At 61.7% G+C, this 22,730-nt stretch carries 15 protein-coding genes; 4 read left to right on the forward strand and 11 right to left on the reverse strand.

Annotated elements, in window-relative coordinates:
- Positions 1 to 15 precede the first annotated feature (15 nt).
- The 7 genes from P5W98_RS18390 to P5W98_RS18420 form a co-directional block, all read right to left on the reverse strand.
- Positions 16 to 843, reverse strand: coding sequence for an enoyl-CoA hydratase/isomerase family protein (locus P5W98_RS18390; protein WP_421026616.1), 828 nt, complete (start codon positions 841 to 843; stop codon positions 16 to 18).
- Positions 844 to 884: 41 nt separating this feature from the next.
- Positions 885 to 1,649, reverse strand: a complete 765-nt coding sequence (locus P5W98_RS18395; RefSeq protein ID WP_421026615.1) for an SDR family oxidoreductase — start codon at positions 1,647 to 1,649, stop codon at positions 885 to 887.
- Between the two features lie 3 nt (positions 1,650 to 1,652).
- Complete coding sequence (locus P5W98_RS18400) at positions 1,653 to 2,819, reverse strand: DUF1254 domain-containing protein (RefSeq protein WP_421026614.1); 1,167 nt, start codon at positions 2,817 to 2,819, stop codon at positions 1,653 to 1,655.
- Positions 2,789 to 4,087 carry a DUF1254 domain-containing protein gene (locus P5W98_RS18405; protein WP_421026613.1) on the reverse strand — a complete coding sequence of 433 codons (1,299 nt, stop codon included), beginning with the start codon at positions 4,085 to 4,087 and terminating at the stop codon, positions 2,789 to 2,791. Before P5W98_RS18405 ends, P5W98_RS18400 begins: the two co-directional genes overlap by 31 nt.
- 85 nt (positions 4,088 to 4,172) lie before the next feature.
- Positions 4,173 to 5,411: an MFS transporter gene (locus P5W98_RS18410; RefSeq protein WP_421026612.1), complete on the reverse strand. Its 1,239-nt coding sequence runs from the start codon at positions 5,409 to 5,411 to the stop codon at positions 4,173 to 4,175.
- A gap of 216 nt (positions 5,412 to 5,627) precedes the next feature.
- Entirely contained in the window at positions 5,628 to 7,568 is a 1,941-nt protein-coding gene (locus P5W98_RS18415; protein ID WP_421027069.1) for an alkyl/aryl-sulfatase, read from the reverse strand.
- Positions 7,569 to 7,668: 100 nt separating this feature from the next.
- Positions 7,669 to 9,471 (reverse strand): alkyl sulfatase dimerization domain-containing protein, encoded by a 1,803-nt coding sequence (locus tag P5W98_RS18420; RefSeq protein ID WP_421026611.1) that lies wholly within the window; start codon positions 9,469 to 9,471, stop codon positions 7,669 to 7,671.
- A 258-nt stretch (positions 9,472 to 9,729) separates the two neighbouring features.
- Here P5W98_RS18420 and P5W98_RS18425 point away from each other — a divergent pair, with 258 nt between their 5' ends.
- Complete coding sequence (locus tag P5W98_RS18425) at positions 9,730 to 11,691, forward strand: alpha/beta fold hydrolase (protein WP_434715547.1); 1,962 nt, start codon at positions 9,730 to 9,732, stop codon at positions 11,689 to 11,691.
- A 321-nt stretch (positions 11,692 to 12,012) separates the two neighbouring features.
- Positions 12,013 to 14,610, forward strand: coding sequence for a LuxR C-terminal-related transcriptional regulator (locus tag P5W98_RS18430; RefSeq protein WP_421026610.1), 2,598 nt, complete (start codon positions 12,013 to 12,015; stop codon positions 14,608 to 14,610).
- A 29-nt stretch (positions 14,611 to 14,639) separates the two neighbouring features.
- Here the strand turns inward: P5W98_RS18430 and P5W98_RS18435 are convergent, their stop codons facing one another.
- A complete protein-coding gene (locus tag P5W98_RS18435) occupies positions 14,640 to 15,395 on the reverse strand; it encodes an SDR family NAD(P)-dependent oxidoreductase (RefSeq protein WP_421026609.1) in 756 nt (251 codons plus the stop codon).
- 287 nt (positions 15,396 to 15,682) lie between these two features.
- Between P5W98_RS18435 and P5W98_RS18440 the strand changes: the two genes are divergently transcribed.
- Both P5W98_RS18440 and P5W98_RS18445 read left to right on the forward strand, forming a co-directional pair.
- Positions 15,683 to 16,477, forward strand: coding sequence for an enoyl-CoA hydratase/isomerase family protein (locus tag P5W98_RS18440; RefSeq protein WP_421026608.1), 795 nt, complete (start codon positions 15,683 to 15,685; stop codon positions 16,475 to 16,477).
- Between the two features lie 26 nt (positions 16,478 to 16,503).
- The gene (locus P5W98_RS18445; RefSeq protein ID WP_421026607.1) at positions 16,504 to 17,286 is read left to right on the forward strand and encodes an SDR family NAD(P)-dependent oxidoreductase; all 783 of its coding nucleotides are present in this window, start codon (positions 16,504 to 16,506) and stop codon (positions 17,284 to 17,286) included.
- Between the two features lie 56 nt (positions 17,287 to 17,342).
- On the opposite strand, the gene P5W98_RS18450 is transcribed toward P5W98_RS18445, so the two are convergent.
- Genes P5W98_RS18450 through P5W98_RS18460 form a run of 3 tightly spaced genes read right to left on the reverse strand, consistent with a single transcriptional unit; the run spans position 17,343 to position 22,516 of the window.
- On the reverse strand, positions 17,343 to 19,208 hold the full coding sequence (locus tag P5W98_RS18450; RefSeq protein ID WP_421026606.1) for an acyl-CoA dehydrogenase: 1,866 nt from the start codon (positions 19,206 to 19,208) through the stop codon (positions 17,343 to 17,345).
- A gap of 12 nt (positions 19,209 to 19,220) precedes the next feature.
- Complete coding sequence (locus P5W98_RS18455) at positions 19,221 to 20,399, reverse strand: acetyl-CoA C-acyltransferase (RefSeq protein WP_421026605.1); 1,179 nt, start codon at positions 20,397 to 20,399, stop codon at positions 19,221 to 19,223.
- 35 nt (positions 20,400 to 20,434) lie between these two features.
- Positions 20,435 to 22,516 (reverse strand): 3-hydroxyacyl-CoA dehydrogenase NAD-binding domain-containing protein, encoded by a 2,082-nt coding sequence (locus P5W98_RS18460; protein ID WP_421026604.1) that lies wholly within the window; start codon positions 22,514 to 22,516, stop codon positions 20,435 to 20,437.
- Between the last annotated feature and the right edge of the window lie 214 nt (positions 22,517 to 22,730).

Raw genomic sequence — 22,730 nt, forward strand, 5'->3', positions numbered from 1 at the left:
TTGGCCCGGGAAGCGTCACATACGGTCCCAGTCGAACCGTCGCGGTCTGCCGGTAACGAACGCAGCGATGGCTTCCGCGAAATAGGCCGTGGCCGCCGCGTCGGCCTGCCCTTCAGCCTCAAGCTCCGCGAACTCTCGATAGGACGTTTCAAAGCTCCGGTTGAGGAGCCGCTTCGCGATACCCGTCGCGTCGCGCGACGCCTCCCTGAAACGCTCTGCGAAGCGGCACGCCGCTTCCACGAGATCGTCGGCGTCGTGAATGGCATGCACGATACCGAGCTGTTTCGCTTCCTCGGCGCTCATGCTGCGCGCGGTCATGACGAGCTCCTTCGTTGTGGACAGCCCGACGATCCGGGGAAGCTGATATAGCGCCGCCAGATCCGGAATCAATCCAATCTTCCCGAACGACATGCAGAATGTCGCGCGAGGCGACGCGAAGACGAAGTCGGCAGCCAGCGCGAGCGAGAATCCAGCGCCCGCAGCCGGCCCTTCCACCGCCGCAATGACGGGCATCTCGAGGTCTCGAAGCCGCCCGAACCATTCATGAATATCGAGCACGAGTGCCCGTACATCCATCGGCGCGGGCCGCCGGGAATCGTCGGTGCTGCTGTCTTCCGTTGCCTTCAGATCGGCGCCTGAACAGAAGCTGCCGCCCGAACCGGTCAATACGAGCGCCGCGATATCGCGTCTACCATCGAGCCAATCCAGCATGTCCCGATAGTCCCGGCGCAATGCGACACCCAGCGCGTTGCGCGACGAAGGGTGCTGGTGAGAGAGCAGCGCCACCCCATCCCTTACGACAAGCCGGCTCCGCCGCAGCGGCAAAACGGAACGCTCAGGCACGTTTTCTCCAGATCGACACAGATGGCATCGACGCTTTCCCGTTAGATCGTCAGGCCGCCGTCCACCACGACACACTCGCCATTCGTATAGCTGGCCGCATCGGACACCAGATACAGCACCGTGCCAGCCATCTCGCGCGGTTGTGCGTGGCGGCGCAGCGGGATATCGGCCAGCCAACGCTCGTAGATGTCCTTGTTCTCGAACAGCGCACCCGCAAACTTCGTTTCCGTGAGGCCGGGGAGCAGCGCATTCACGCGAATGCCGAACGATCCGCACTCCTTTGCGAATGCTTTCGTCATATTCACGACTGCCGCCTTGGTGATCGAATAGATGCCCTGTCTGTCGCCCGGCTGCAGTGCGTTTATCGATGCCGTATTGACGATGGCCCCGCCACCCTGTTCCTTCATCATCTTGCCCGCTTCGACCGACATGAAGAAATAGCCGCGCACATTGACCTCGACTGTCTTGTTGTAGGCGGCGAGATCTGTGTCGAGGATGTGCCCGAAATAGGGATTGGCTGCCGCGTTGTTCACGAGGATGTCCAGACGCGCATGCCTGCTGCGAATATGCTCGAACGCGCCGGCAATGTCCTCCATCCTGCCGACGTGGCAGGCAAGCGCTTCGGCACTCCCCCCCGCCTGCACGATTCGATCGGCAACCGCCTGACAATCCGCAATCTTGCGGCTCGACACGATCACGTGCGCCCCCTGCTCCGCAAGCAGTTTGGCAATCTCCTCGCCAATCCCGCGGCTCGCTCCGGTCACGAGCGCAATCTTTCCAGTCAAGTCAAACAAATTCCTGCCCACGTCTCACTGCTCCCGTTGCATCGTTGAAAAATTTCGATCGCCCTGGCACACCGGCTGCGCAAGCGGGAAAGTCCATTCGCCGCGCAGCACCGCCCCGCGCGGCCGATACAACCGAACCAGATAATTCCAGCCGGGCATCGTCGGCAGACAGTTTGGAGTTCTTCCATCGCAGCCACCGAACTGGATCGTCACTGTGCCGTCGCTGCCCCGCTTCGCCGTGAGGTTGTTCACCGAATAAGCCTCCAGCCCGTTCGGCTCGAAATAGCCATCGGCGTTATAGACACTCACGGACCAGAAACCGTCGACCGGCACCTCTCCCACGGTCATGCGGTACACGGTATGGCCATCGTTGTACGCTGGCGTAATCGGCAAATAGAGCGTGTCTTGCTCGGGGATGCCGCCCCAGGCCATCGCCGTTCCCACCAGATGGTGTATCTGATGCACCTGCTCCCGAGTGCCGAACATCCGGCGGGTGTCGGACAGGCTCGTACCCAGCACCAGCAAAGCGTCGCGGATCGTCTTCAATCCGGCCCGATCCCAATTCGGCACTTCGAAGCTACCGACGTCCCGCTGCGATACCTCGATGGCATCCTGCAAGGCATGGGCGCGCCGCATGTCGACCGGATCGTCGGGGTTGGCAAGGATGCGAACGCCCATGAGCACGTAACGGGTACCCAACTGTTCGATGTCGAAAGTATGCGAGCCCGAAACATAAACCAACGGGTACGTGTAGTGGTCCTCGTCGATGACCTGCAGCGAGCGGTAATGCTCCCCCGCGTCGGGCAGCGTAACCGTGACGGGGCCGGCACCCAGGTCGAACACCGCTGTCGAATAGAGCGTATCGCGGTTGGGGCGCACGACGGTCTGTTTGTCCAGCTCGACCATCGCGCGACGATGGACGAACCGGCCCAAAGCGCCCCGCCCCGCGACCGCGCAGAAGTACTTGTCGGTTTCCGCCCGAATGTAATTGTCGAGCGTCACTGCCACCACGTTCGATGTGCCTTCAGCAATCTCTGCACCGCGCGTGGATGAATTCACCATGCTGTGCGTCGATGCGGAAGGCTGAGTTGTCTGCAATGTCACGATTGCACTCTTATCGCTGGTATCGAGGAACGTCACTGGCCGCTTCCCTGAAAACGTCATCGGAACCGCAGCACCGGCGGCTTCCATGTGCCGCTCAGCACCTCGGACTTCGGCAGATAAAGCCGCAGCGCGATCTTCAGCGGGCCATTCGGGGCCGGCAGCCAGTTGGATTCCTCATCATGTGCGGGCCGTTCATGCTGGATATAGATCGTCACGGCGCCGTCGGGATCACGCTTGAGCGCGGGCAGCATCGCCGAATTGACAAGGTAGCGTCCGATCGGATTGTCCACCAGCAACTGCGACGGAAGTTCATACGGCGTCAAGGACCAGAACGCGTCGACCGGCGGCAGTTGCCCCGGTTCGAATCTCAGCATGTAGCGATGTTTGCCGGTGTCGTACGGCTTTCCAGCCTCATCCATCAGATACCCGTGGTAGTACGCCTCCTCCACCGAATGTCCATAGATGCCTGCTGCCGTGGCCGTCATCCGATATGTGTAGTTATTCCTCAAATGCTCGCGTGAGCCAAGGATGTCGCCGACATTCACGGTTGAACCGTATTGCCTGCGGACCTCGGCGACCGCTTTCCATGCATCCGCCATGCCGTCGCCGATCGCCTGCCGCTCTTCCGGCGACAGACGCTTGGCATCGAACGTCCTGCCCGCGCCAATTCCCAGTTTCTCGAAACGCGCCAGCAGTTCCCGCTCCGAAGGGTGCGTCGGGCAGAAACGCAAGATGAAATTCAGCAACGCGAAGAATTCGAGCGACGTGCGTTCTTCCTGAGCGGAAAGCGGTTTCGCAAAGACGATGGGCGGCGCGGGTGGCGGCGCGGGCCTGCCGAGGTATTGCGACAAGCTCTGCACCGTGTATCCCGATTGCACCTCTTTCACCGCTTCAAGGTCGTCCGGGCCGTAGAGCTGGGTCCGGTACATCACGAGGCCAAGTTCGGTCTCGCAACGAAACACCTTTTCTATGCCATCGGGCGTATCGCCGTTCCATGCTGGCCCGGCCAGCATGATTCGCGCGCCTCCGTTTCCTGTGGTGCGGGTACCGGCGTAGGCAAAGTTGAATGTGTAAAGGTCGATAAACTGCGCAGAAAAATAGCGGCCACCCTCGACCGGCGGCATCGTCAGGACCAGCGGCTCCGTGCGCAGGTCCGCGCCCAGGAACGAATACGGCGTATCGGAATTTGGCGTGTGAATGGCCGTATCTTTTGGCGTGTAGACGCGTCCCACATTCACGATCGTATTCCACGGCCCCTTGTACTCGGGATCGTCGCGATTTTCGAAATACGAGTAAAGGATGCGGTAGTTATCGACCAGCGAGAACCCAAACGCATAGGCGTCACTCGCGAGCATTCGTATTTCATCAAGCGCCAAAGAAAGTCTCACCCGTTTACTCCCCCAGTTTTTTGCCTGCGATATTCGTCGGCGGTTCGTGCGCTCAGGCGATGCTGCTCGCCGCCCGCACATGTGTTTGACGCACCCGCTCGGGATGCAGATAGCGGATACCCAGCAGCGCTACGACAATCAACAGTCCTCCACCGATTGCAAAGCCAAGCTGATACCCGAAGGCGCCTGCGCCGTGATAGTGCTCCACCAGTCGCCCCATCACCGTCGGCGAAATCGCGCCCGCGCTGGTGGCGATGCCGAGATAGATTCCCATGATCGAGCTGCGCTGGACTGCCGGCACCAGTTCCGCAAGGACAGCGGGAACGAACCCAAAGCAGATCGTCGGGAGGCACGTCGCAACGCTAAGCAACAATGCCTTGGGCAAGGGCGCGACGTTAATCACGGCCAGACCGATGAACAACATGCCTGCGAGAAGAAAAGCCGCGGTAATGAAGTTGACGCGCGCCGTCCGGCTCGATGCGCCGCGAGCAAGCATGCGATCCGACAGCAAGCTCAGCACGATGTTATAGGGCGCCGTTAGCAGTGCTGCGAACGAAAAGAGCCGGCCTGAAGTCACGGCGTCGAAGCCCAGGCCCAATTGCAGATAGGCAGGCAGCCAGGTCAGGAACAACGCGCTTGTCCAGTAGGCCGCGAGACCGATCAGGAAGAGAATGAACACGGACGGTACGGTCAGGATGCTGCGGTAAGGCACTCGCTGCGCCGACTTGTCGGACATCGAAACGCCACCGGTCTTGTCAGAAGCGCCGCGTGGTCCGTCCAGGGTGCCCTCCCGGCCGAAGACGAGCCACAAGAGACACCAGACCGCGCCAATGACCGCGAGAAGTATGAAGTTAACTCGCCAGCCAAAATGCTTTGAAACGAGCGGAATCACGAGGCCAGCCAGCACGAGGCCGAACGCGGCGCCCTGATTCAGAATGGCCAGCGGCAGGTTTCGCTTCTCGTTGGGAAACCATTTGAAAAGCGCATGCATCGCAATGGGCATGGATGGCCCTTCTGCCGCGCCGAGCGCCACGCGGCAGATCAGAATGGTCATGAGACCATGAGCGAAAATCAGCGGAACCTGCAGTACAGACCAGCTGGCCACCAGCACGAGCAATATCCACCGTGCGGGATATCGGTCGGCCAGGAAGCTAAGGACCACACCCGCAATCGAGAATACCCAGAAGAAGCTCCCCGCCAGCAGCCCGAACTTGAATGCGGAAATCTTGAGTTCCACCATCAGTGGCACGGCCACCATCCCGAGAGCGATCTTGTCGAGAAAATTGATCAACGCCAGTCCGGTAAGGAGCGAGGAAATGCTCCATGCCCGAAGTGGCCGATATGCTGCATTAGTCATCCTTGATTGCCCCCGTATTCCAGTGATTGACGTGTGCAGCCCCGATGCGAAGCCTCGCAAACGTCAGGAAGTCGTTTCGGACCCGACCGTATAAATGCATTTCAGAGCGCCCTCCGCGGGCGCGCAGGTCGGCCAATAGCCGGCCGGTGCTCAAGGCTCGACGACATTGAAGTGGCCAGTGAATGTATCGAGCATGCCGAGCATGTCCACGAAACGCTGCGATTCACCCTCGAGATGAATCTCACCGCAATCGATGGATTCGGCGAAGCCGGATTCGCCGCACAAAATCCGGTTGAGCAACGCGCGCGTCATGGTCAGCGCAACGTGCGCAGGTTGTCGCGACGCCTGCGTCGAATGCGTGAGCACTCCGTTCTGAAGATTCAAGGAATAGCGGCTGCCTGTATCGGCGAACTGCCAATCGATACGCAACGCCAGGTGCTGCGCCTTCAATCCATCGATTCTTATCGAGAGGTAGTCGAAAAACATCTCGTCGGTCATCGCGCACACCATGTCGGCGCTACGCTTGTTGAAACCCGACGAAAGCCCAAGTCCTTCGCGCAGTTCCCGCGCGCCCAGCAGAAATGCATTGCGCCACGTGGCGGACTCGGCCTGGAAACCCATCTGCTCGAGCGCAGCGGCCCCCAGCTCGCGCGCGTCGCGCAACGCGGGCTGCGCGAACACCAGATGGTTCATCACCTGCGCGACCCAGCGGTATTCGCCACGCTCGAAATCGCGGCGCGCGCGTTCGAGCATCGAATCGGCCCCGCCCATGTATTCGACATAGCGCGGTGCGGACATCTCGGGCGGCAACGCATGGAGCTGGCTCGGGTTGCCGTCGTACCAGCTCAGGTAATGCTGATAGATGGCTTTGACATTGTGCGAAACCGTTCCGTAGTAGCCCCGCGTGTGCCACTGCGAAGCGAGGCTCTCTGGTAACCGCATCTGTTCCGCGATTTCTGCGGCGGTTAAGCCATGATTCATCAGACGCACGGTCTGGTCATGCAGATACTTGTATACGTCGCGCTGCTGTTCCAGATAGGCGGTGATGCGCTCTGCGCCCCATGTCGGCCAGTGATGCTGCGCGAAAACCACGTCCGCATGCGGTGCGTATCGCTCCAGGGAACGCTGGAGGTAACGCGACCACAGAAACGCATTACGCACCTGTGCCCCACGCAGCGGACATAGATTGTGCAATGTACGCGTACCGTTCTCCGCAAGATTCAGCGCACGCAGTTGCGGAAAGAAAAAATGCATCTCCGCAGGCGCTTCGCTGTCCGGCGTGAGCTGGAACACAATTTCGACGCCGTCGATCACATGCGTTTCGCTTTCGTTGCGAATCAGCAGCGTGGGCTCAATCAGCGTAAGCGTTCCTCGCGGGCCATTCTTGCCGAGTCCGGAGTCGATCTGACAACACGCATTGCGCTCCAGCGTATGGCCGAACTGGAATTGCGCCCGGCGTGCCATCGCGGTTCCGGCGAGAACATTCTCGGACACGGCCTCTTGCATGAACCCTTCCGGCGCAATGACGGCGATTTTTCCGGCCCGTACGTCGGCGACATCCGCGACGCCTTTCGCGCCACCAAAATGATCGACATGACTATGGCTGTAGATCACCGCCACAACCGGCTTGGCGGGCCGGTGCTGCCGATAAAGGCCGAGCGCGGCCTGCGCCGTTTCCTTGGTCGACATCGGATCGATAATGATTAGGCCGGTGTCGCCTTCGATTATCGTCATATTCGAGAGGTCGAAGCCGCGTACCTGATAGATGCGCTCCGTGACCTGGAACAGGCCGTGAATCGCGTTCAGACGCGCGAGCCGCCATAACGCGGGATGGGCCGTATCGGGAGCCTGCGGTTCGTCCAGGAAACCGTAGTCGCCGAGGCTCCAGACAAGACGCCCATAGGCATCGCGTACTTCGGCGTCCGGGATTGTGCCGATGAAGCCGCGGCGCGCATCCTGCTCGTCGAGAGGATCGTCGGGCGGCAATTCACTCAGCGCCTGTTGCTGTGCTGCACGCGTCGCCGCCGTGGCAAATCGCTGGACTGCGGCGGCGGCCTTTGACTCGATCTCGCGAACGTTGCTAGTGGACATGATACGTTTCGATTTTCCGTATTGAAGTTCGAAATCCAACTGCCTCGACTCCTGCTTTCGCCGTCCCACAGCCTCCAGTTCCGACCCGGGACGCCCGCCATCAGTCCATCGGCGGAATGCTGAAATTCGTCTTCGGATCGAGATGGTCGAAGCGGCCGAGGAACGTATGTACCCGCTCGCGGCTGCCTTCGATATGCGTCGTCGGATCGGCCAGCAGTGCGTCCACATCGTATTCGCCGTTGTAGAACTTCGCCCATGCAAGCCGCGGCAGCACGATGGTGTCCTCCGCCTGCCGATAGTGGCTCGCCGGATTGGCCAGGAATTCCGCCACGCCGTTGCGCACATGCAGTCCGTAAGTCCTGTCGACATCCGTGAATCGCACCGCCAGCACGCAGTCGACGCCCTCCGCCTTGACCGGGTCGATACGCACGCGGAAATGGTTGACCAGCACCGCAGGGTCCGCGAGCATCAGGCGTGCAATGGGCAAGAAGAGCACGCGCGGAATCTTCGTGCTGCCTTCGAGGGCGCGTGCCTGAGAAATCAGGAAGGCTCGTGCGATCGAGCCCGTCGCCACCTGCGCCATCTTGCGCAACGCCGTGGCCTTGGTGCGGCGCACCGCGGGATCGCGCGGATCGAGACGGTACAGATAGTTGGCAAGTTGCGCCGCCCACGCGAATTCGTTGTTGTCCAGTGCCTTCCCGGCAGCCGCCATCAGTTGCTCGCGACCGCCGGCGAGCTCCGCCATCTTCTGGGCTTCCACCACGGTGGGCAGCGTGTTGATGTTGGCCGCATCGCCGTCGAACCATCCGAGCGCGTGCTGGAAGATGGCCTGCGGAAAAGCGGACAGTTCACCGTACACTTCCGCGTTCTGCGGGATCTCCTTGAGCGCACCGGGCAGCACCAGCGTGTGCTTGAGGTCCTGCAGGCTGAGCCCTTTCAGTGCGCCGCGCACGGTCTGGTCGTAGATGAAGGCAAGAGCGTCCATGTACCCGGTTACGGTCCTGTGCGACGCTTCTTTTCCCATGATCGGGAAAGTGTGGGTCGACAGCACGTATTCGGGATCCAGGTCGCGGATCTCTCTCAGACCCGCAATCCAGCTGCGCGGATCGCGAAACGCCGCGCCGCGCAGCGGATAGACGTTCGGAATCGCATGCCAGAGCATGTTGGTCAGCGCCACTTTCTGCTCCGGCAGCCATACCGTGATGCAGTCGTCCGCATCGGAACCATATTTCGTAAGGAAGCGCATGCGCACGCCATCGATCACGGCTTCTTCCTCGTGCTGGACGAGTCGCGTCGGCGGCAGCATCGCGCGTTCAGGCTTGAAGTCCATCAGCGGCGCGATCGCCGCATCCGGACCTTCGGCGGGCATGAAATTGTTGAACTGCTGCATGGCGCGGACGTTCTGCACAATGTCCAGTTCCGGAATCGGCAGATCGGGCGAAGCGAGGTTTTTCGGCAGATTCGGATGCGCGACGATCTCCACATCCTTGTTGCCCTCCGCGATCACGCCTGCGCCCCAGATATAGTGCCAGTGACTGTAAATGATCGCCGTAACGGGCTTTGCGCTGACCTTGCGGATGTCGTGCAGGATCGTTTCGGCTTCCTTCACACTGAATCCGGTGTCGTAGACGATCAGCCCGCGCTCGCCTTCGATGACATGGACGTTCACCAGGCTATGTCCAATGATCGACCAGACGCCGTCTGTGATTTTGCGTACCTCCGGGACATGCGGCTCCGATGCGTACAAGCCCTCCAGCGCCGCGCGATTGACGACAGCGCCGTTTGACGCGGTGGCGAGTTCCACGGGCGCACCCATGTAGCGCGCGATGGTAGGTGCATGAATTCCCGGCATTGTGTCTGCGTGTGCCATATCGATGTCGTCGTTGAAGGGTCTTTGGGTCATTGTGAGTCGAATTCCGGTTTCAGGAATACCGTAATCTGTCGGCTGGACGAGGCAGGGACGCAACCCTGGTTACGCTGCGTTCCAAGCCGTGCTGGACATCATCTAAACACAGAAATCGGCGCCCTCGCCCCCTCGAAACAAGGGGGAGAAACGACCCGGTAAAACGGTACGCTTCATATCCAACGCGTACAGCGACACTGTCTGCGCCCGCCGAGCGAGACGTACTTCCCTCTCGAACCTGTTGCCAAGGAGCTGCGCATGCCCCCAGAGATCCGTCACCATTACGTGACGCTCAATACCCATACGTTTCACTACGCGAGCTGCGGCGAGCCCGATCGCCCGCTCCTGCTGTTCGTACATGGTTTTCCCGAATGCTGGCTGGCATGGCAAGCGCAGCTGGCCTGGTTCGGACAGCACTATCACGCAGTCGCGCTGGACACCCGCGGCGTGAACGAATCGAGCGGTCCCATGCAGACCGATGGCTATGGCGTTCAACATCTGGTCGACGATCTGCGTGCGCTGCTGGACCATCTCGGCCACGAGCAATGCGTGCTGGTGGGGCATGATTGGGGTGGCGCGATTGCGTGTGCATTCGCGCTTGCTCACCCAAACCGCCTGCGTGGTCTCGTCATGATCAACATTCCGCATCCGGCAGTGTTTCGGCGGGAGCTCGCAACCAATCCGGATCAGCAAGCGGCAAGCGCCTACATCCAGCTGTTCGCCAAGGAAGGCTCGGAAGTCGGGATCTGCGCAAACGACTTCGAGTATCTGAAGGGCTTCATCATGACCGGCGGGGACTACGACGGCCTTCCGCCGTGGTTCGACGAGGCGCTGCAGGCCGGGTATCGACGCATGTGGTCGACGCCTGGCTCCGTGCGCGCCGGTCTGTCCTACTATCGCGCGTCAGTGGCGCGTCAGACCAATAGCCAGGGCACGGAACTCGCTCCCCTGCCAACCGACGCCCAGGCACTGCTCGTGAAGGTTCCGACGCTGGTCATCTGGGGCGAGCGCGATCGGCTTCTCCTCACGGGATGCCTGAATGGCGCCGAGCAATACTTCGCAGACCTGCGGATTGAACGCATTCCCGAGGGTAGTCACTGGGTGGTGCACGAGCAGGGACCGCGCGTGAACGGTCTCATCGAATCGTTTCTTGACCGCACTGGACACGAGCGCGCCGTCGTGCCCGAAAGCGCGTTGATTCACGTCGCGACGGATGCCACCGGAGCGCGGAACTGCGTATCGAGAGGGAGTGAATGCATGGAACAGAAAACCGTTCCCCAGATTGCCGAACTACTGCGCGATGCCCCGAAGAACTGGGGCAAATGGGGCCCCGACGACGAGGTCGGCTCGCTGAATTACCTGACGCACGCCGAAGTGCTGCGCGGCGTCCAGGCGGTGCGCTCTGGCAAGACCTTCACGTTGCAGATTCAGATGGCGCACCCGGAAGGCGATCCGGTCCGGCCCGGCCGGATGCAGGCGTGCCGCATGAATGTGATGGACAAGGGACACTGGATGTGCGGCAAGGGACCTTTGTTCCCGGGGCTCGCCCAGTACGCGGACGACATGATGATCATGTATCTGCAAGGTTCGACGCAGTACGACGCGCTCGGCCACGTGTGGCACGACGACCAGCTTTGGAATGGCTACGATGCGCAATCGACCATCGGCGGTCTGTCGAAGGCGAGCGTGCTGCCGATCGCGGAACGCGGCATCGTCGGGCGCGGCGTGCTGGTCGACATCGCACGCCATCGGGGCAAGGCGGTGCTCGATCCGGGCGAGACGTTCACGCACCGCGATCTGCTTGATGCCGCCGACGCCCAGGACGTGAAAATCGAGAAGCGCGATATCCTCCTGATCCGCACCGGCTGGATCGGCTCTTTCTATCAGCGCGACAAGGCTGAGTTCTACAAGGATTACGTCGAGCCGGGTCTGACCTATAGCCCCGAGCTCGTCGAGTGGTTCAAGGACATGGAAATTCCAAATCTCGTGACCGACACCATGGCGAACGAAGTCACGATCGATCCGGCCTCGGGCGCCGCACTGCTGTTGCACAACGCGCTGATGCGCAACCTCGGCGTCACCTTGACCGAGATCGCGCAGCTCGATCCGCTCGCCGCCGACTGTGCGGACGACGGGCAATGGTCATTCCTGTACGCGGCCGCGCCGCTGAAGATCGTCAACGGCAGCGGCGCGCCCGTGAATCCGGTTGTCATCAAGTAACCGGAACCGCCGTTCAGTCCGTCGGCTTCGCCAGACCAGGCTTCGAGCGCAACAGAACTTCCACTGCATCGTTTCACCGTTGCGGTCGTGGCAAGCTAGTGTTTAACCATGCCTTTGGCTTCTTCCAGGAGAGGCTGTCCGTTTGCAGATCTGCGATGAGACGGTACAGCGCTCTTGCCAGAGCGCCCAGGCAACCGGGCATCGACTGGTAACGCCTTGAATCCCTCTTTCTCCAAACGCCTGGTTTCTACCAGGTTTCCCCCGCCGCGCATCGGTGCCAAATACGTCACACGCACAAGCTTGCTCGAGCAGTTGCAACGTATGCGATATTGCCGCCTTGCGCTCGTTACCGGTAGCGCGGGCTACGGCAAGACGACCTTGCTCGCGCAATGGCGCGCGGCCTGTCTGAAAGCCGGTGCGAAGGTCGCGTGGCTTTCACTGACGGCCGACGACAATAGCTTTACCGACTTTTGCACCGCCATTTTCGCGGCAATGCAGCGCGCCGGCATTCTCGCCGGGACAGGCCCGCTGGTCGACAACGGGAGCGCTGCCGTACTGGACGCGTTCGTCGCCACAATAGTCGACGCCGTGGCCGAGTTGCCGGGCGAGCTGTATCTCGTCATCGACGATTACCACCACGTCGAGGCTCCCCTCGCGCACAAATTCATACAGAAGCTGGCAGATTACGGACCGGGAAATTTTCATCTCGTGATCGCGTCCCGCGTCTCGCCACCGTTGTCCCTGAGCCGGCTGCGCGTGATGGATCAGCTCGTAGAAGTCGAGAGCGATGGGCTACCGTTCGATCTGCACGAAACACGCACCTTCATTGACGAGAATCTGGGGCCAGGCAAGCTCAACGCGGACGATGTCACGCTCATTCACGAACTGACGAGCGGTTGGCCGTCCTGCATCCAGTTGATCGTCACCATGCTGAAGAATCGTCCGGACACGCGCGCGATACTGCACGATCTCGTCTCGCGCTCGAGCGATCTGCAGACGTATCTGAGCGAAGAAGTCATGGCCGACCTCCCGGCTGAACTCGCGGAGTTTGCGGAAGGTCTCTCGGTGGTTCGGCGCTTCAACGCGCAGCTCGCGCGCTCGATCACCGGAAACGAGCGCGCCGCCGACCTGTTGCATCGCATGGAAGAGGAGAATCTGCTGATCATGCGTGTCGATTCGAACGATCGGCGTGCATGGTATCGATTTCATCCGCTTTTCGGCGAGTTCCTCGCTACTCGGCTCGCCCGGCGCGATAGCGCGGTGGTGCGTGAACTGCATCGACGCACGAGCCGCTGGTTCGCCGAGCACGGTTTTTTCGCCGAATCGGTGCACCACGCCAGTTCAGCCGACGATGTGGAATTCGCCGTATCGATCATCGAACGGGCGGCGCCCGCGACGTGGAACGCGGAATATGTGGGGCCGACCCTGCGCCTGCTCGAGCGTCTGCCTGAGGAAACGTTGTTCAGGCATCACCGGCTGCTGTTCATCGCCTGCCTGACCGTTGCGCTCACGACGCGCGCGGCGAAAGTCCAGACGTGGCTGTCCCGCTTGCAAACGGATGCGCTATCCCGGCATCCGGAGATCGCGCGCAGCCTGCCGCTGATCCAGGCCGCCATCGCGCTACAGCACGACGACACGCATCGCATGATCGAACTGCTGGAGCCGCTGCGCGATACAACGATCGAAAATTCACTTCTGCGGTACCTGCTGGTTTCCGAGCTGGCTTCGGCTTATGCCGCGGCAGGCCGCTACGCTGACGCGCAACGCTTGTTCGAACATCACCCCATTTCATGGGCAGACCGAAACAACGATATGGCGCTCGTCGCGCGAGCCGCCCGCGCGGCGGCCATGCTGCTCGAAGGCAATGTGCGCGAGGTCGAGCGAACGTACTCGACCCTGCCCGATCAGTGCGTTCGTGCTACCGGCCGCAACTCGATTAGCGCCAACGTGAGCGCGAGCGTGCTGGCGGACGCGTACTACGAGCTCGACCGCGTCGACGACGCGAGGGAGATGATCGCCAATCGCCGCGAGCTGCTGCAGTCTTACGGGCCCGATATCATCATCCACACGTCGCTGGTCCGCGCTCGCCTCGATCTGCTGCAGGAAAGCCCCGACGCGGCGCTCACCTTTCTGCAGCACCAGACCGCCTACCTGCGCGGCATGCGCCGCAACCGCGCCGCCGCGCATATGCTGGCGGAGCAGGTCAAGATATGGCTTCTCGAACACAACCGCGCGCAGGCAATGGAGGCGCTGGCTTCGCTCGACGAGATCGCGCAGGCACATTCGGCCGAACAGGGTTATCTGGCCGAGCTTCCAGCGATCGCGGCAATCGCCCGCGCGCGCGTGTTGCGTGGAGCGCGCCCCGCCGATGCGCTGCGGGTCCTGGAAATCGCCGGGCGCCACGCTACAGCATTCGGCCGCAGCAGGCTGGCGGCACTCAACGACCTGCTTTCGGCCATCCTGCGCTCGGACGAGCGTCAGTTCGACGAGGCACAGCGTTGTCTCGCGCGGGCTGTCGGCGCAGCACGGCATTTCGGTTTCGTGCGCACGTTCGTGGACGAAGGCGCGCCCGCTGCCGCACTGCTGTGCGAAATGTTGCGCGAGCGGAAAGCCGAGGCCGCCACGCTGGAATATGCAACGGAGCTGATCGCGAGGTTTCCGGACAGTGTCCTGCCCAATAGCCCTTCGGGTACGCCGCGTCGCGCCGGCTCGTCGAAGTTGCAACCTGTTCTGACGCAGCGCGAAGTCGAAATTCTCGACCTCGTCGCGCAAGCCATGTCCAACAAGCGAATCGCGCTTGCGCTCGATATTACCCTCGAAACCGTGAAATGGAATCTGCGCAACGTTTATCTCAAGCTCGGCGTATCCAGCCGCTATGACGCAATGCTATGGGCGCGAAAGCAGGAATTGATCAAATAGAATTTACGCGCGGGCTTTCCGGGAACTCGCTATGCCGTAAAGCCGCCATCAACGATGTAATGTGCACCGGTTACGAACGATGCTTTCGCGGAGCAGAGCCACAACACCAGATCGGCAACCTCTTCGGGTTCAGCGGGACGGCGCAGAATGGTGGCCGCCAGCACCGCTTCCGTCGACCCGGGAGCGGATTGGGATTTCAGGTCCGCCGCCATCGCCGTCTTGATGTATCCCGGGCAAACGGCGTTGATGCGGATTCCCTGCTTTCCATATTCCCTTGCCGCAGACCGGGTCAAACCGATGACACCGTGCTTGGAAGCGGAGTATGCCGAACTATAGGGCGCCCCTCTGATGCCCGCCACGGAAGCGGTATTGACGATTGAGCCACCGGAAGCCTTCATCACCTTCAACTGGTGCACCATGCAATTGAATACACCGCTCAGGTTGACGCCGATGATTCTGTTCCAGTTCTCCAATCCCTGGTCTTCCGTCCTGGATACATGACCGGAAACGCCAGCGTTATTGAATGCGATATCCAGTTTCCCGAAGCGATCGATCGTTGCCTCGACCATGGCCGCGCAATCTTCATCGCGGCTGACATCCACACGCTGAAACATGGCCCGTCCGCCATTTCGCTCGATTTCGGCAACCACTTCGTCGCCCGCGACGTCAATCACATCTGCGACGACAACACTTGCACCCGCTTCGGCAAATCGCAGCGCCGTGGCCCGGCCGATTCCTGCGGCTCCACCGGTGACAATCGCGACCTTACCTTCCAAATCGGACATATTCGCTCCCAAACGATATCTGACAAGAATTAAGAGGTGACCTGGCGTCAACCGTATCCAGCACCGCGGCAATGCCCGGACGCAACTCGCGGTTCGTTCGATGCCGCGCCCAGCAGGCGGTGTGGCTACGCTCGAATCAAACTCGAACCTCAAGTGCCGCTGCAATAGTCCGGTCAAGTTACCATCGGGCCACTCCGGGCAGCCCCCTCCTTTCGAGGGGACGTGAAGAAAATCGAATTGCTATCCTCGTATTGGCAGTACTGAACTGAAATAAATACGGAGTTGAAATGAATTTCGTTGATTATCAGCACATCAGTTTCTCGCGGCGTGGCCGCATTCTGGAGATCACACTCAATCGTCCCGAGCAATTGAACGCATTCAATGCGCGGCTGCACGCGGAGATGGCACGGGTGTTCACCGATGCCAACAACGATTTGGATTCCGACATAATAATTCTGACTGGAGCCGGGTGGGCATTTTCTGCCGGCGGCGACTTCGCAGCGATGAAAAACGGGTTTGACGATCCCGATGCATTTCGGTCGACGGCGCGAGAAGCCAAACAGATCATCTTCTCGCTGCTCGATTGTGAAAAGCCGATCATCGTCAAGATGAACGGTCACGCGATCGGCCTCGGCGCGACCATCGCGTTGTTCTGCGACGTGATCTTCGCGGCCGACACGGCAAAGATCGGCGACCCGCATGTGGGCGTCGGACTGGTCGCCGGTGACGGCGGCGCCGTGATCTGGCCGCAACTGATCGGTTATGCACGCGCGAAGGAATATCTCTTGACCGGTGAGCCGCTATCGGCCAGCGATGCCGCAAGCATCGGCCTGATCAATCACGCGGTGCCGGCAGCCCAACTGGACGAGCGCGTGAATGAATTCGCCGGACCCCTCGCAGCCGGCGCGCAGAAGGCAATCCGATGGACGAAAGTATCCGCGAATATCGGCCTCAAGCAGCTCGCACATTCCATCATGGACACCTGCATCTCATACGAATGGCTCTCGAGCAAATCGGACGATCACCGCGAGGCCGTCAACGCGATGCTGGAGAAACGCAAGCCCGTCTTCACGGGCAGATGAGCACGTCGACACATTGGAGGAGCGCGATGGAAAACAAGGATCACTGCCACTCACACATTGATTTCAGTGGCAAGAAGGTACTCGTGACCGGCGGCGCCAGCGGCATAGGCGCCGCCGTCGCGGAGTTCTTTGCGAGCCAGGGCGCCGAAGTCTGCACATCGGACGTGAATGCTGCCGCCAATACGCCGGGACACATCATGCTTCACGGCGACGTGTCGTCGGAAGCCGACGTGCAACGCATCACCGGCGAGGCCGTCGCCCATATGGGGCGGATCGACATCCTCGTGAACAACGCCGGCGTGCTCGAACCCGCCGAGCGCACGGTAAAGCAACAACTGGCGACCTGGCAGCGAACGATCGACGTCAATTTGACCGGCACCTGGCTGATGTCGAGAGCCGTCGGTTCAATGATGCTCGCGCAGGGCAGCGGCGCGATCGTGAATATTGCGTCGATCTACGGCCTCGTGGGTGGCCCGGCCATCAATGCCTATACGGCGTCGAAAGCGGGCATCGTCATGCTGACACGCTCGATGGCCTGCGAGTGGGCCCAGAAGGGCATACGCGTGAACGCCGTCGCGCCTGCCATCATCCGCACGCCGCCGCTCAAGGAGATGACGAGCAGCGGCAGACTCGACCTCGTGGCGCTGCAACGCCGAACACCGATGGGCCGTCTCGGGCATCCGCACGAGGTCGCGCAGGCCGTCGCATTCCTCGCGTCCGACTGGGCGTCGTATGTTACCGGCGTGACCTTGCCGGTCGACGGTGGATGGATCGCCTACGGCTCCGCCGGCGACGCTTCGAAGGGTTGATGGGGCCAATGCACGCTCCGGCCTTTCGTGGCCGGAAAAGACATCGGGTCGCGGGTTCAAAACCACGCGTCCTGCATGTCGAGCGTGCTGCGCTCCAGCGAATCGAGCAGATCGAGCTGCGCAAAGACGCGCGGCAACTCCCAGCGGAAGAAATAGCGCGCGGCAGCGAGCTTGCCGTGATAGAACGATTCGTCGGTCGCGCCATCGTTTCGTATCAGCGCGTCGCGCGCAACCAGCGCCTGCTCCAGCCATATCCACGCCAGCGTGATGTGGCCGAAGGCTTCCAGGTACAGAGAAGCGTTCGACAGCGTAAGCGTCAGGTCACCCGTATTGCATAAGCGGTGCGTCACGCTCATGAGCCGCGATACCGCTGTACCCAGAGCGAGGCCATATTCCTCCACGCCAGCATCACCCCTTTCCAGTGCGCGCTGGCTCGTTCTCCTCATCGTTTCGTCCAGTGCCCGCAGCGCCGCGCCCTGCTTCATCGTCACCTTGCGCCCGAGCAGGTCGATGCCCTGGATGCCATGCGTGCCTTCATGAATCGGGTTGAGACGGTTGTCGCGGTAGAACTGCTCAACGTTGTATTCGCGCGTATAGCCGTAGCCGCCATGTACCTGTATTGCCAGGCTATTGCCGTGGAGGCACCATTGCGATGGCCAGCTCTTGGCTATGGGGGTGAGAATGTCGAGCAACAGCTTCGCACGTTCGCTGGCCTGACTGTCACCCGCTGCATGGGCGCCACGCTCTTCGTCCACGAGTTTTGCGCAATACAGCGTCAGCGCCAGCGCTCCCTCGGCGTAGCTCTTCTGGGCGAGCAGCATGCGGCGGATGTCTGCGTGCTCGACGAGCCGCACCTGTGCGCTAGAAGGATCCTTGCCGCCCGGCCCCGCCCCACGGCCCTGCGGCCGGTTGCGCGCGTAGTCGAGCGCGTGCAGGTAGCCGGTGTAGCCGAGCGCCGACGCGCCCAGCCCCACGCCGATGCGCGCCTCATTCATCATATGGAACATGCACGCGAGCCCCTCGCCAGGCTTGCCGACCAGATAGCCGATCGCACCGCCCGCCGCATTGTGCGGCCGGTACCTCGTGCCCTCGCCGAAATTCAACAGGCAGTTGGTCGTGCCCCGGTGTCCCATCTTGTGATTCAGGCCCGCCAGCGTGACGTCATTGTGCTCTCCACATGAACCGTCCTCGTTCAGTAGAAACTTCGGCACGATGAACAGCGAGATGCCCTTCACGCCCGGTGCGAGTTTGCCGTCCTGACCCGGAATCTTCGCGAGCACCAGATGAACGATATTCTCCGCAAGCGTGTGCTCGCCGCCCGAGATCCACATCTTGTTGCCGCGCAGACGATACTGCGGGCCGAATGGCGATTCGCCCTCATACTCCGCGCGCGTTGCAATATCGGAAAGCGACGAGCCGGCCTGCGGCTCCGAGAGGCACATCGTGCCAAAGAAGCGCCCTTCCATCGCGGGCCGCACGAACGCCTCGATTTGCGCAGGTGTACCGTGCGCGAGAAGCAGGTTGGCATTGGCGATAGTCAGAAACGGATAGCCTGCCGTGCCCACGTTCGCGGCCATGAACCACGCAAAGCCCGCTTTCTCGACCACGAGCGGCAACTGCATGCCGCCGAGTTCGTAATCCTGCCCCGCCGCCATGAGGCCTGCATCAGAGAATGCGTCGAGCGCAGCCTTCACCTCGGGGATGATGTGGACTGTCTCACCGTCGAAGTGCGGCTCGTGTTGGTCGCTTTTCTTGTTGTGGGTCTCGAAGCGGTCGGTCGCGATCTTCTCGCAGGTCTCGAGCGCCGCGTCGAAGGTCTCGCGCGTGTGGTCGGCATAACGTGGAATACGCGTAAGCGCCTCGACATCCAGCCATTCATACAGCAGAAAATTCAGGTCCCGACGGGACAGGATCAATGACATGCGGCCTCCGGCTCACAGGACTTCGAACAGGCCCGCGGCGCCCTGGCCGCCACCGATGCACATCGTCACCACGACGTGCTTCGCACCGCGCCGTTTGCCTTCGATGAGCGCATGCCCAACGAGACGAGCGCCTGAAACGCCGAACGGATGCCCAACCGCAATCGCACCGCCATTCACGTTGAGGCGTTCCATCGGAATGCCGAGCTGGTCCGCGCAATAGAGCACCTGCACGGCGAATGCCTCGTTGAGTTCCCACAGGCCGATGTCTTCGACCTTGAGGCCGGCTTTCTTCAAGAGCTTCGGTACGGCGAACACCGGCCCGATGCCCATCTCATCGGGCTCGCAACCCGCCACCGCAAAGCCGCGAAACACGCCGAGCGGCTCGATGCCTCTCGCCTGCGCCAGGCGTGCGTTCATCACCACCGTGGCCGATGCGCCATCGGAAAACTGCGACGCGTTGCCCGCCGAGATCACGCCGCCCGGGAACGCCGTGCGGATCTTCGCCACGCCTTCGAGCGTCGTCTCTGCCCGAATCCCTTCATCGGCGGCAATCGTCAATTCACGCGTCACGATCTGACCGGTGGCCTTGTCGGTCACGCCCGCGAGCACGGTCATCGGCACGATCTCCTCGTTGAACAGGCCCGCCGCCTGCGCCGCCGCCGCGCGTTGCTGGCTTCGCGCGCCGTACTCGTCCTGACGCTCCTTCGAGATTTCGTAGCGCTTTGCGACCTGTTCCGCGGTCTGCAGCATGCTCCAGTAGATTTCCGGCTTTTCCCGCATGAGCCAGGGATCGGCCGCAAAGGTCTGATTCATCTGCCTCTGCGTCCATGAAATACTTTCGACTCCACCCGCCGCGAAAATGTCGCCCTCGCCCGCCAACACCCGCTGCGCGGCCATGGCAATCGTCTGCAATCCCGAAGAGCAAAAGCGGTTAACGGTGGCGCCCGGCACGCTCACAGGACAGCCCGCGCGCAATGCAATCTGCCTGGCGATATTGCCGCCGGTCGCGCCTTCCGGGTTTGCGCAGCCCATCAGCACGTCTTCCACCTCTGCCGGCTCAATGCCTGCGCGCGCGATGGCGTGCTGCACCGCGTGGCCGCCCAGCGTCGCGCCATGCGTCAGGTTGAATGCGCCCTTCCAGCTCTTTGCGAGTGCGGTCCGCGCGGTCGAAACGATTACTGCCTCAGTCATGGTGTAGTCCAGAATATGCGATGAAGTCGATACACTCAGTCGTTAAAGTTCAGGCCGGCCTGAGCGAGCTTCTGCAACGATGGCGCGATGCGCCAGGCTTGCCCCTGATAGCCGCGCGCATAGTGCCGCATGCACCGCGCGACGTTGAAAAGGCCGACCTGGTCGGCATAAAGCATCGGTCCGCCGCGGAACTTCGGAAAGCCGTAGCCATTCAGGTACACCATGTCAATGTCCGACGCCTTCGAGGCAATGCCTTCTTCCAGGATTAACGCGCCCTCGTTCACGAGCGCATAGACCAGCCGTCCGACGATTTCCTCGTCGCTGATGTTGCGCCGCGCGACGCCGATCTCCGTCGAATGCCTGACGATCATGTCGTTCACGAGCTGGCTGGGATACGCCTTGCGCTCGCCTGGCTTGTAGTCGTACCAGCCCGCGCCGACCTTCTGGCCGAAACGGCCCATTTCGCACAGCACGTCGCCGACCTTCGAATAGTTGAACTCCGGCTGCTCGACGGCGCGGCGCTTGCGAATGGCCCACGCGATGTCGTTGCCGGCCATGTCGATCATGCGGAACGGGCCCATTGCAAAGCCAAATTTCTCGATCGCGCGGTCCACCTGCTCGGGAAGCGCGCCTTCGTCGAGCAGGAACCCGGCCTGGCGGCTGTACTGCTCGAGCATGCGGTTGCCGATGAAACCATCGCACACGCCCGACACCACAGCGATCTTGCCGATCTTCTTCGAAAGCAGCATCACCGTGGCCAGCACGTCCTTTTCGGTATGCTCGCCACGCACGACTTCGAGCAGCCTCATTACGTTCGCAGGACTGAAGAAGTGCATGCCCACCACGTCCTGCGGGCGCTTCGTGAACGACGCAATGCGGTTGACGTCAAGCGTGGATGTGTTCGACGCGAGTATCGCGCCCGGCTTCATCACCTCGTCGAGCGCGCGGAACACCGTCTCTTTCACGCCAATGTCCTCGAACACAGCTTCGACCACGAGGTCCGCGTCCTGGATGTCGCGATACGAGAGCGTTGTCGAAAGCAGCCCCATACGGTCGTCCAGTTGCTGTTGCGTGAGCTTGCCCTTCCTCGCGCTGTTCTCATAGTTGCGGCGTATCGTGGCTACACCGCGTTCGAGCACATCGGCTTTCGTCTCGAGCAACGTTACTGGAATCCCGGCGTTCAAAAAATTCATGCCGATGCCGGTGCCCATGGTTCCGGCGCCGATGATGGCCACCCTCGCGACGGGTCGCACCGGAGTATCCGCAGGCACGTCCGGAATCTTGCTCGCCGCACGCTCGCCAAGGAAGGCATGGCGCAGCGCGCGTGCTTCGGCGGTGCCGAGCAGCGTGGCGAACCCTTCGCGCTCGGCCTCGATGCCTTTGTCAAACGGCTCCAGCGACGCCGCCACCGCGTCTACGCAGCGCGCCGGCGCTGGAAACGGCCCGGCGTTCGCAGCGGCGGTCGTGCGCGCGAATCCGAGGTACGCGTGTGGATTTTCATGCTCGACCTGGAGGTCACGCACACGCGGATGCGGGCCGGCCTGGTTCGCCACTCGCCTGGCGAAGCCGATTGCGGCAGCGAGCACATCGCCCTCGGCGATCTCGTCGAACAGCCGTGTATCGGCCAGCGACTCCGCGTTGACCGCATGGCCCGACACGATCATGTTGAGGGCGGCTTCGAGCCCTATCGCCCGGGGCAAACGCTGCGTGCCGCCGGCGCCGGGCATCAACCCCAGATTGACCTCGGGCAACGCGATCTGCGAGTTACGCGCGGCAACCCGATAGTGACAACCGAGTGCGAGTTCCAGCCCGCCGCCCATTGCCACCGAATGAACCGCCGCGACAACGGGCTTGGCCGCCGCCTCGATCAATGTGATCACAGTATTCAGGTTCGGCTCCTGGAGCGCCCTGGGCGTGCCGAACTCGCGGATGTCCGCGCCACCCGAAAAGGCGCGGCCTGCGCCCGTGAGCACGATCGCGCTGACACCGGCATCGTCGAGCGCCCGGCTCATGCACTCAACGATGCCAACGCGGGTGCCGTGCCCGAGGCCGTTTACAGGAGGATTGTCGAGCGTGATGACGGCCACGCCGTCACGGACCTGATACTGCACTGTCATGCTGGTTCCTTTGTGTCTCGAAGTTGTGGCGCGGGCGCTTGCCGCGCGCGATCCATGGATCGGCGCATCGTCTGTCGCGCTGCGGCCGATGTGGCGCAGGCTCCCGGAAGGCAGGGCCGCGGCTCGGACCAGGGCACCCGCCGAGCTTCCCTATTGCGCGATAGCGCTGCTTATTGAGTCCGCCAAGTTAATCACCTTTCCCGCAGGCTCCCTC

It is taken from the genome of Paraburkholderia sp. A1BS-2L, from assembly GCF_051125205.1.
GTDB lineage: Bacteria > Pseudomonadota > Gammaproteobacteria > Burkholderiales > Burkholderiaceae > Paraburkholderia.

Bases quoted from the DNA above. Each gene is read 5' to 3' on its own strand.
- P5W98_RS18400 (WP_421026614.1), bottom strand. From the start codon at position 2,819: ATGGAAGCCGCCGGTGCTGCGGTTCCGATGACGTTTTCAGGGAAGCGG.
- P5W98_RS18405 (WP_421026613.1), bottom strand. From the start codon at position 4,087: ATGCTCGCGAGTGACGCCTATGCGTTTGGGTTCTCGCTGGTCGATAAC.
- P5W98_RS18415 (WP_421027069.1), bottom strand. From the start codon at position 7,568: ATGTCCACTAGCAACGTTCGCGAGATCGAGTCAAAGGCCGCCGCCGCA.
- P5W98_RS18420 (WP_421026611.1), bottom strand. From the start codon at position 9,471: ATGACCCAAAGACCCTTCAACGACGACATCGATATGGCACACGCAGAC.
- P5W98_RS18425 (WP_434715547.1), top strand. From the start codon at position 9,730: ATGCCCCCAGAGATCCGTCACCATTACGTGACGCTCAATACCCATACG.
- P5W98_RS18430 (WP_421026610.1), top strand. From the start codon at position 12,013: ATGCGATATTGCCGCCTTGCGCTCGTTACCGGTAGCGCGGGCTACGGC.
- P5W98_RS18435 (WP_421026609.1), bottom strand. From the start codon at position 15,395: ATGTCCGATTTGGAAGGTAAGGTCGCGATTGTCACCGGTGGAGCCGCA.
- P5W98_RS18440 (WP_421026608.1), top strand. From the start codon at position 15,683: ATGAATTTCGTTGATTATCAGCACATCAGTTTCTCGCGGCGTGGCCGC.
- P5W98_RS18445 (WP_421026607.1), top strand. From the start codon at position 16,504: ATGGAAAACAAGGATCACTGCCACTCACACATTGATTTCAGTGGCAAG.
- P5W98_RS18450 (WP_421026606.1), bottom strand. From the start codon at position 19,208: ATGTCATTGATCCTGTCCCGTCGGGACCTGAATTTTCTGCTGTATGAA.
- P5W98_RS18455 (WP_421026605.1), bottom strand. From the start codon at position 20,399: ATGACTGAGGCAGTAATCGTTTCGACCGCGCGGACCGCACTCGCAAAG.
- P5W98_RS18460 (WP_421026604.1), bottom strand. From the start codon at position 22,516: ATGACAGTGCAGTATCAGGTCCGTGACGGCGTGGCCGTCATCACGCTC.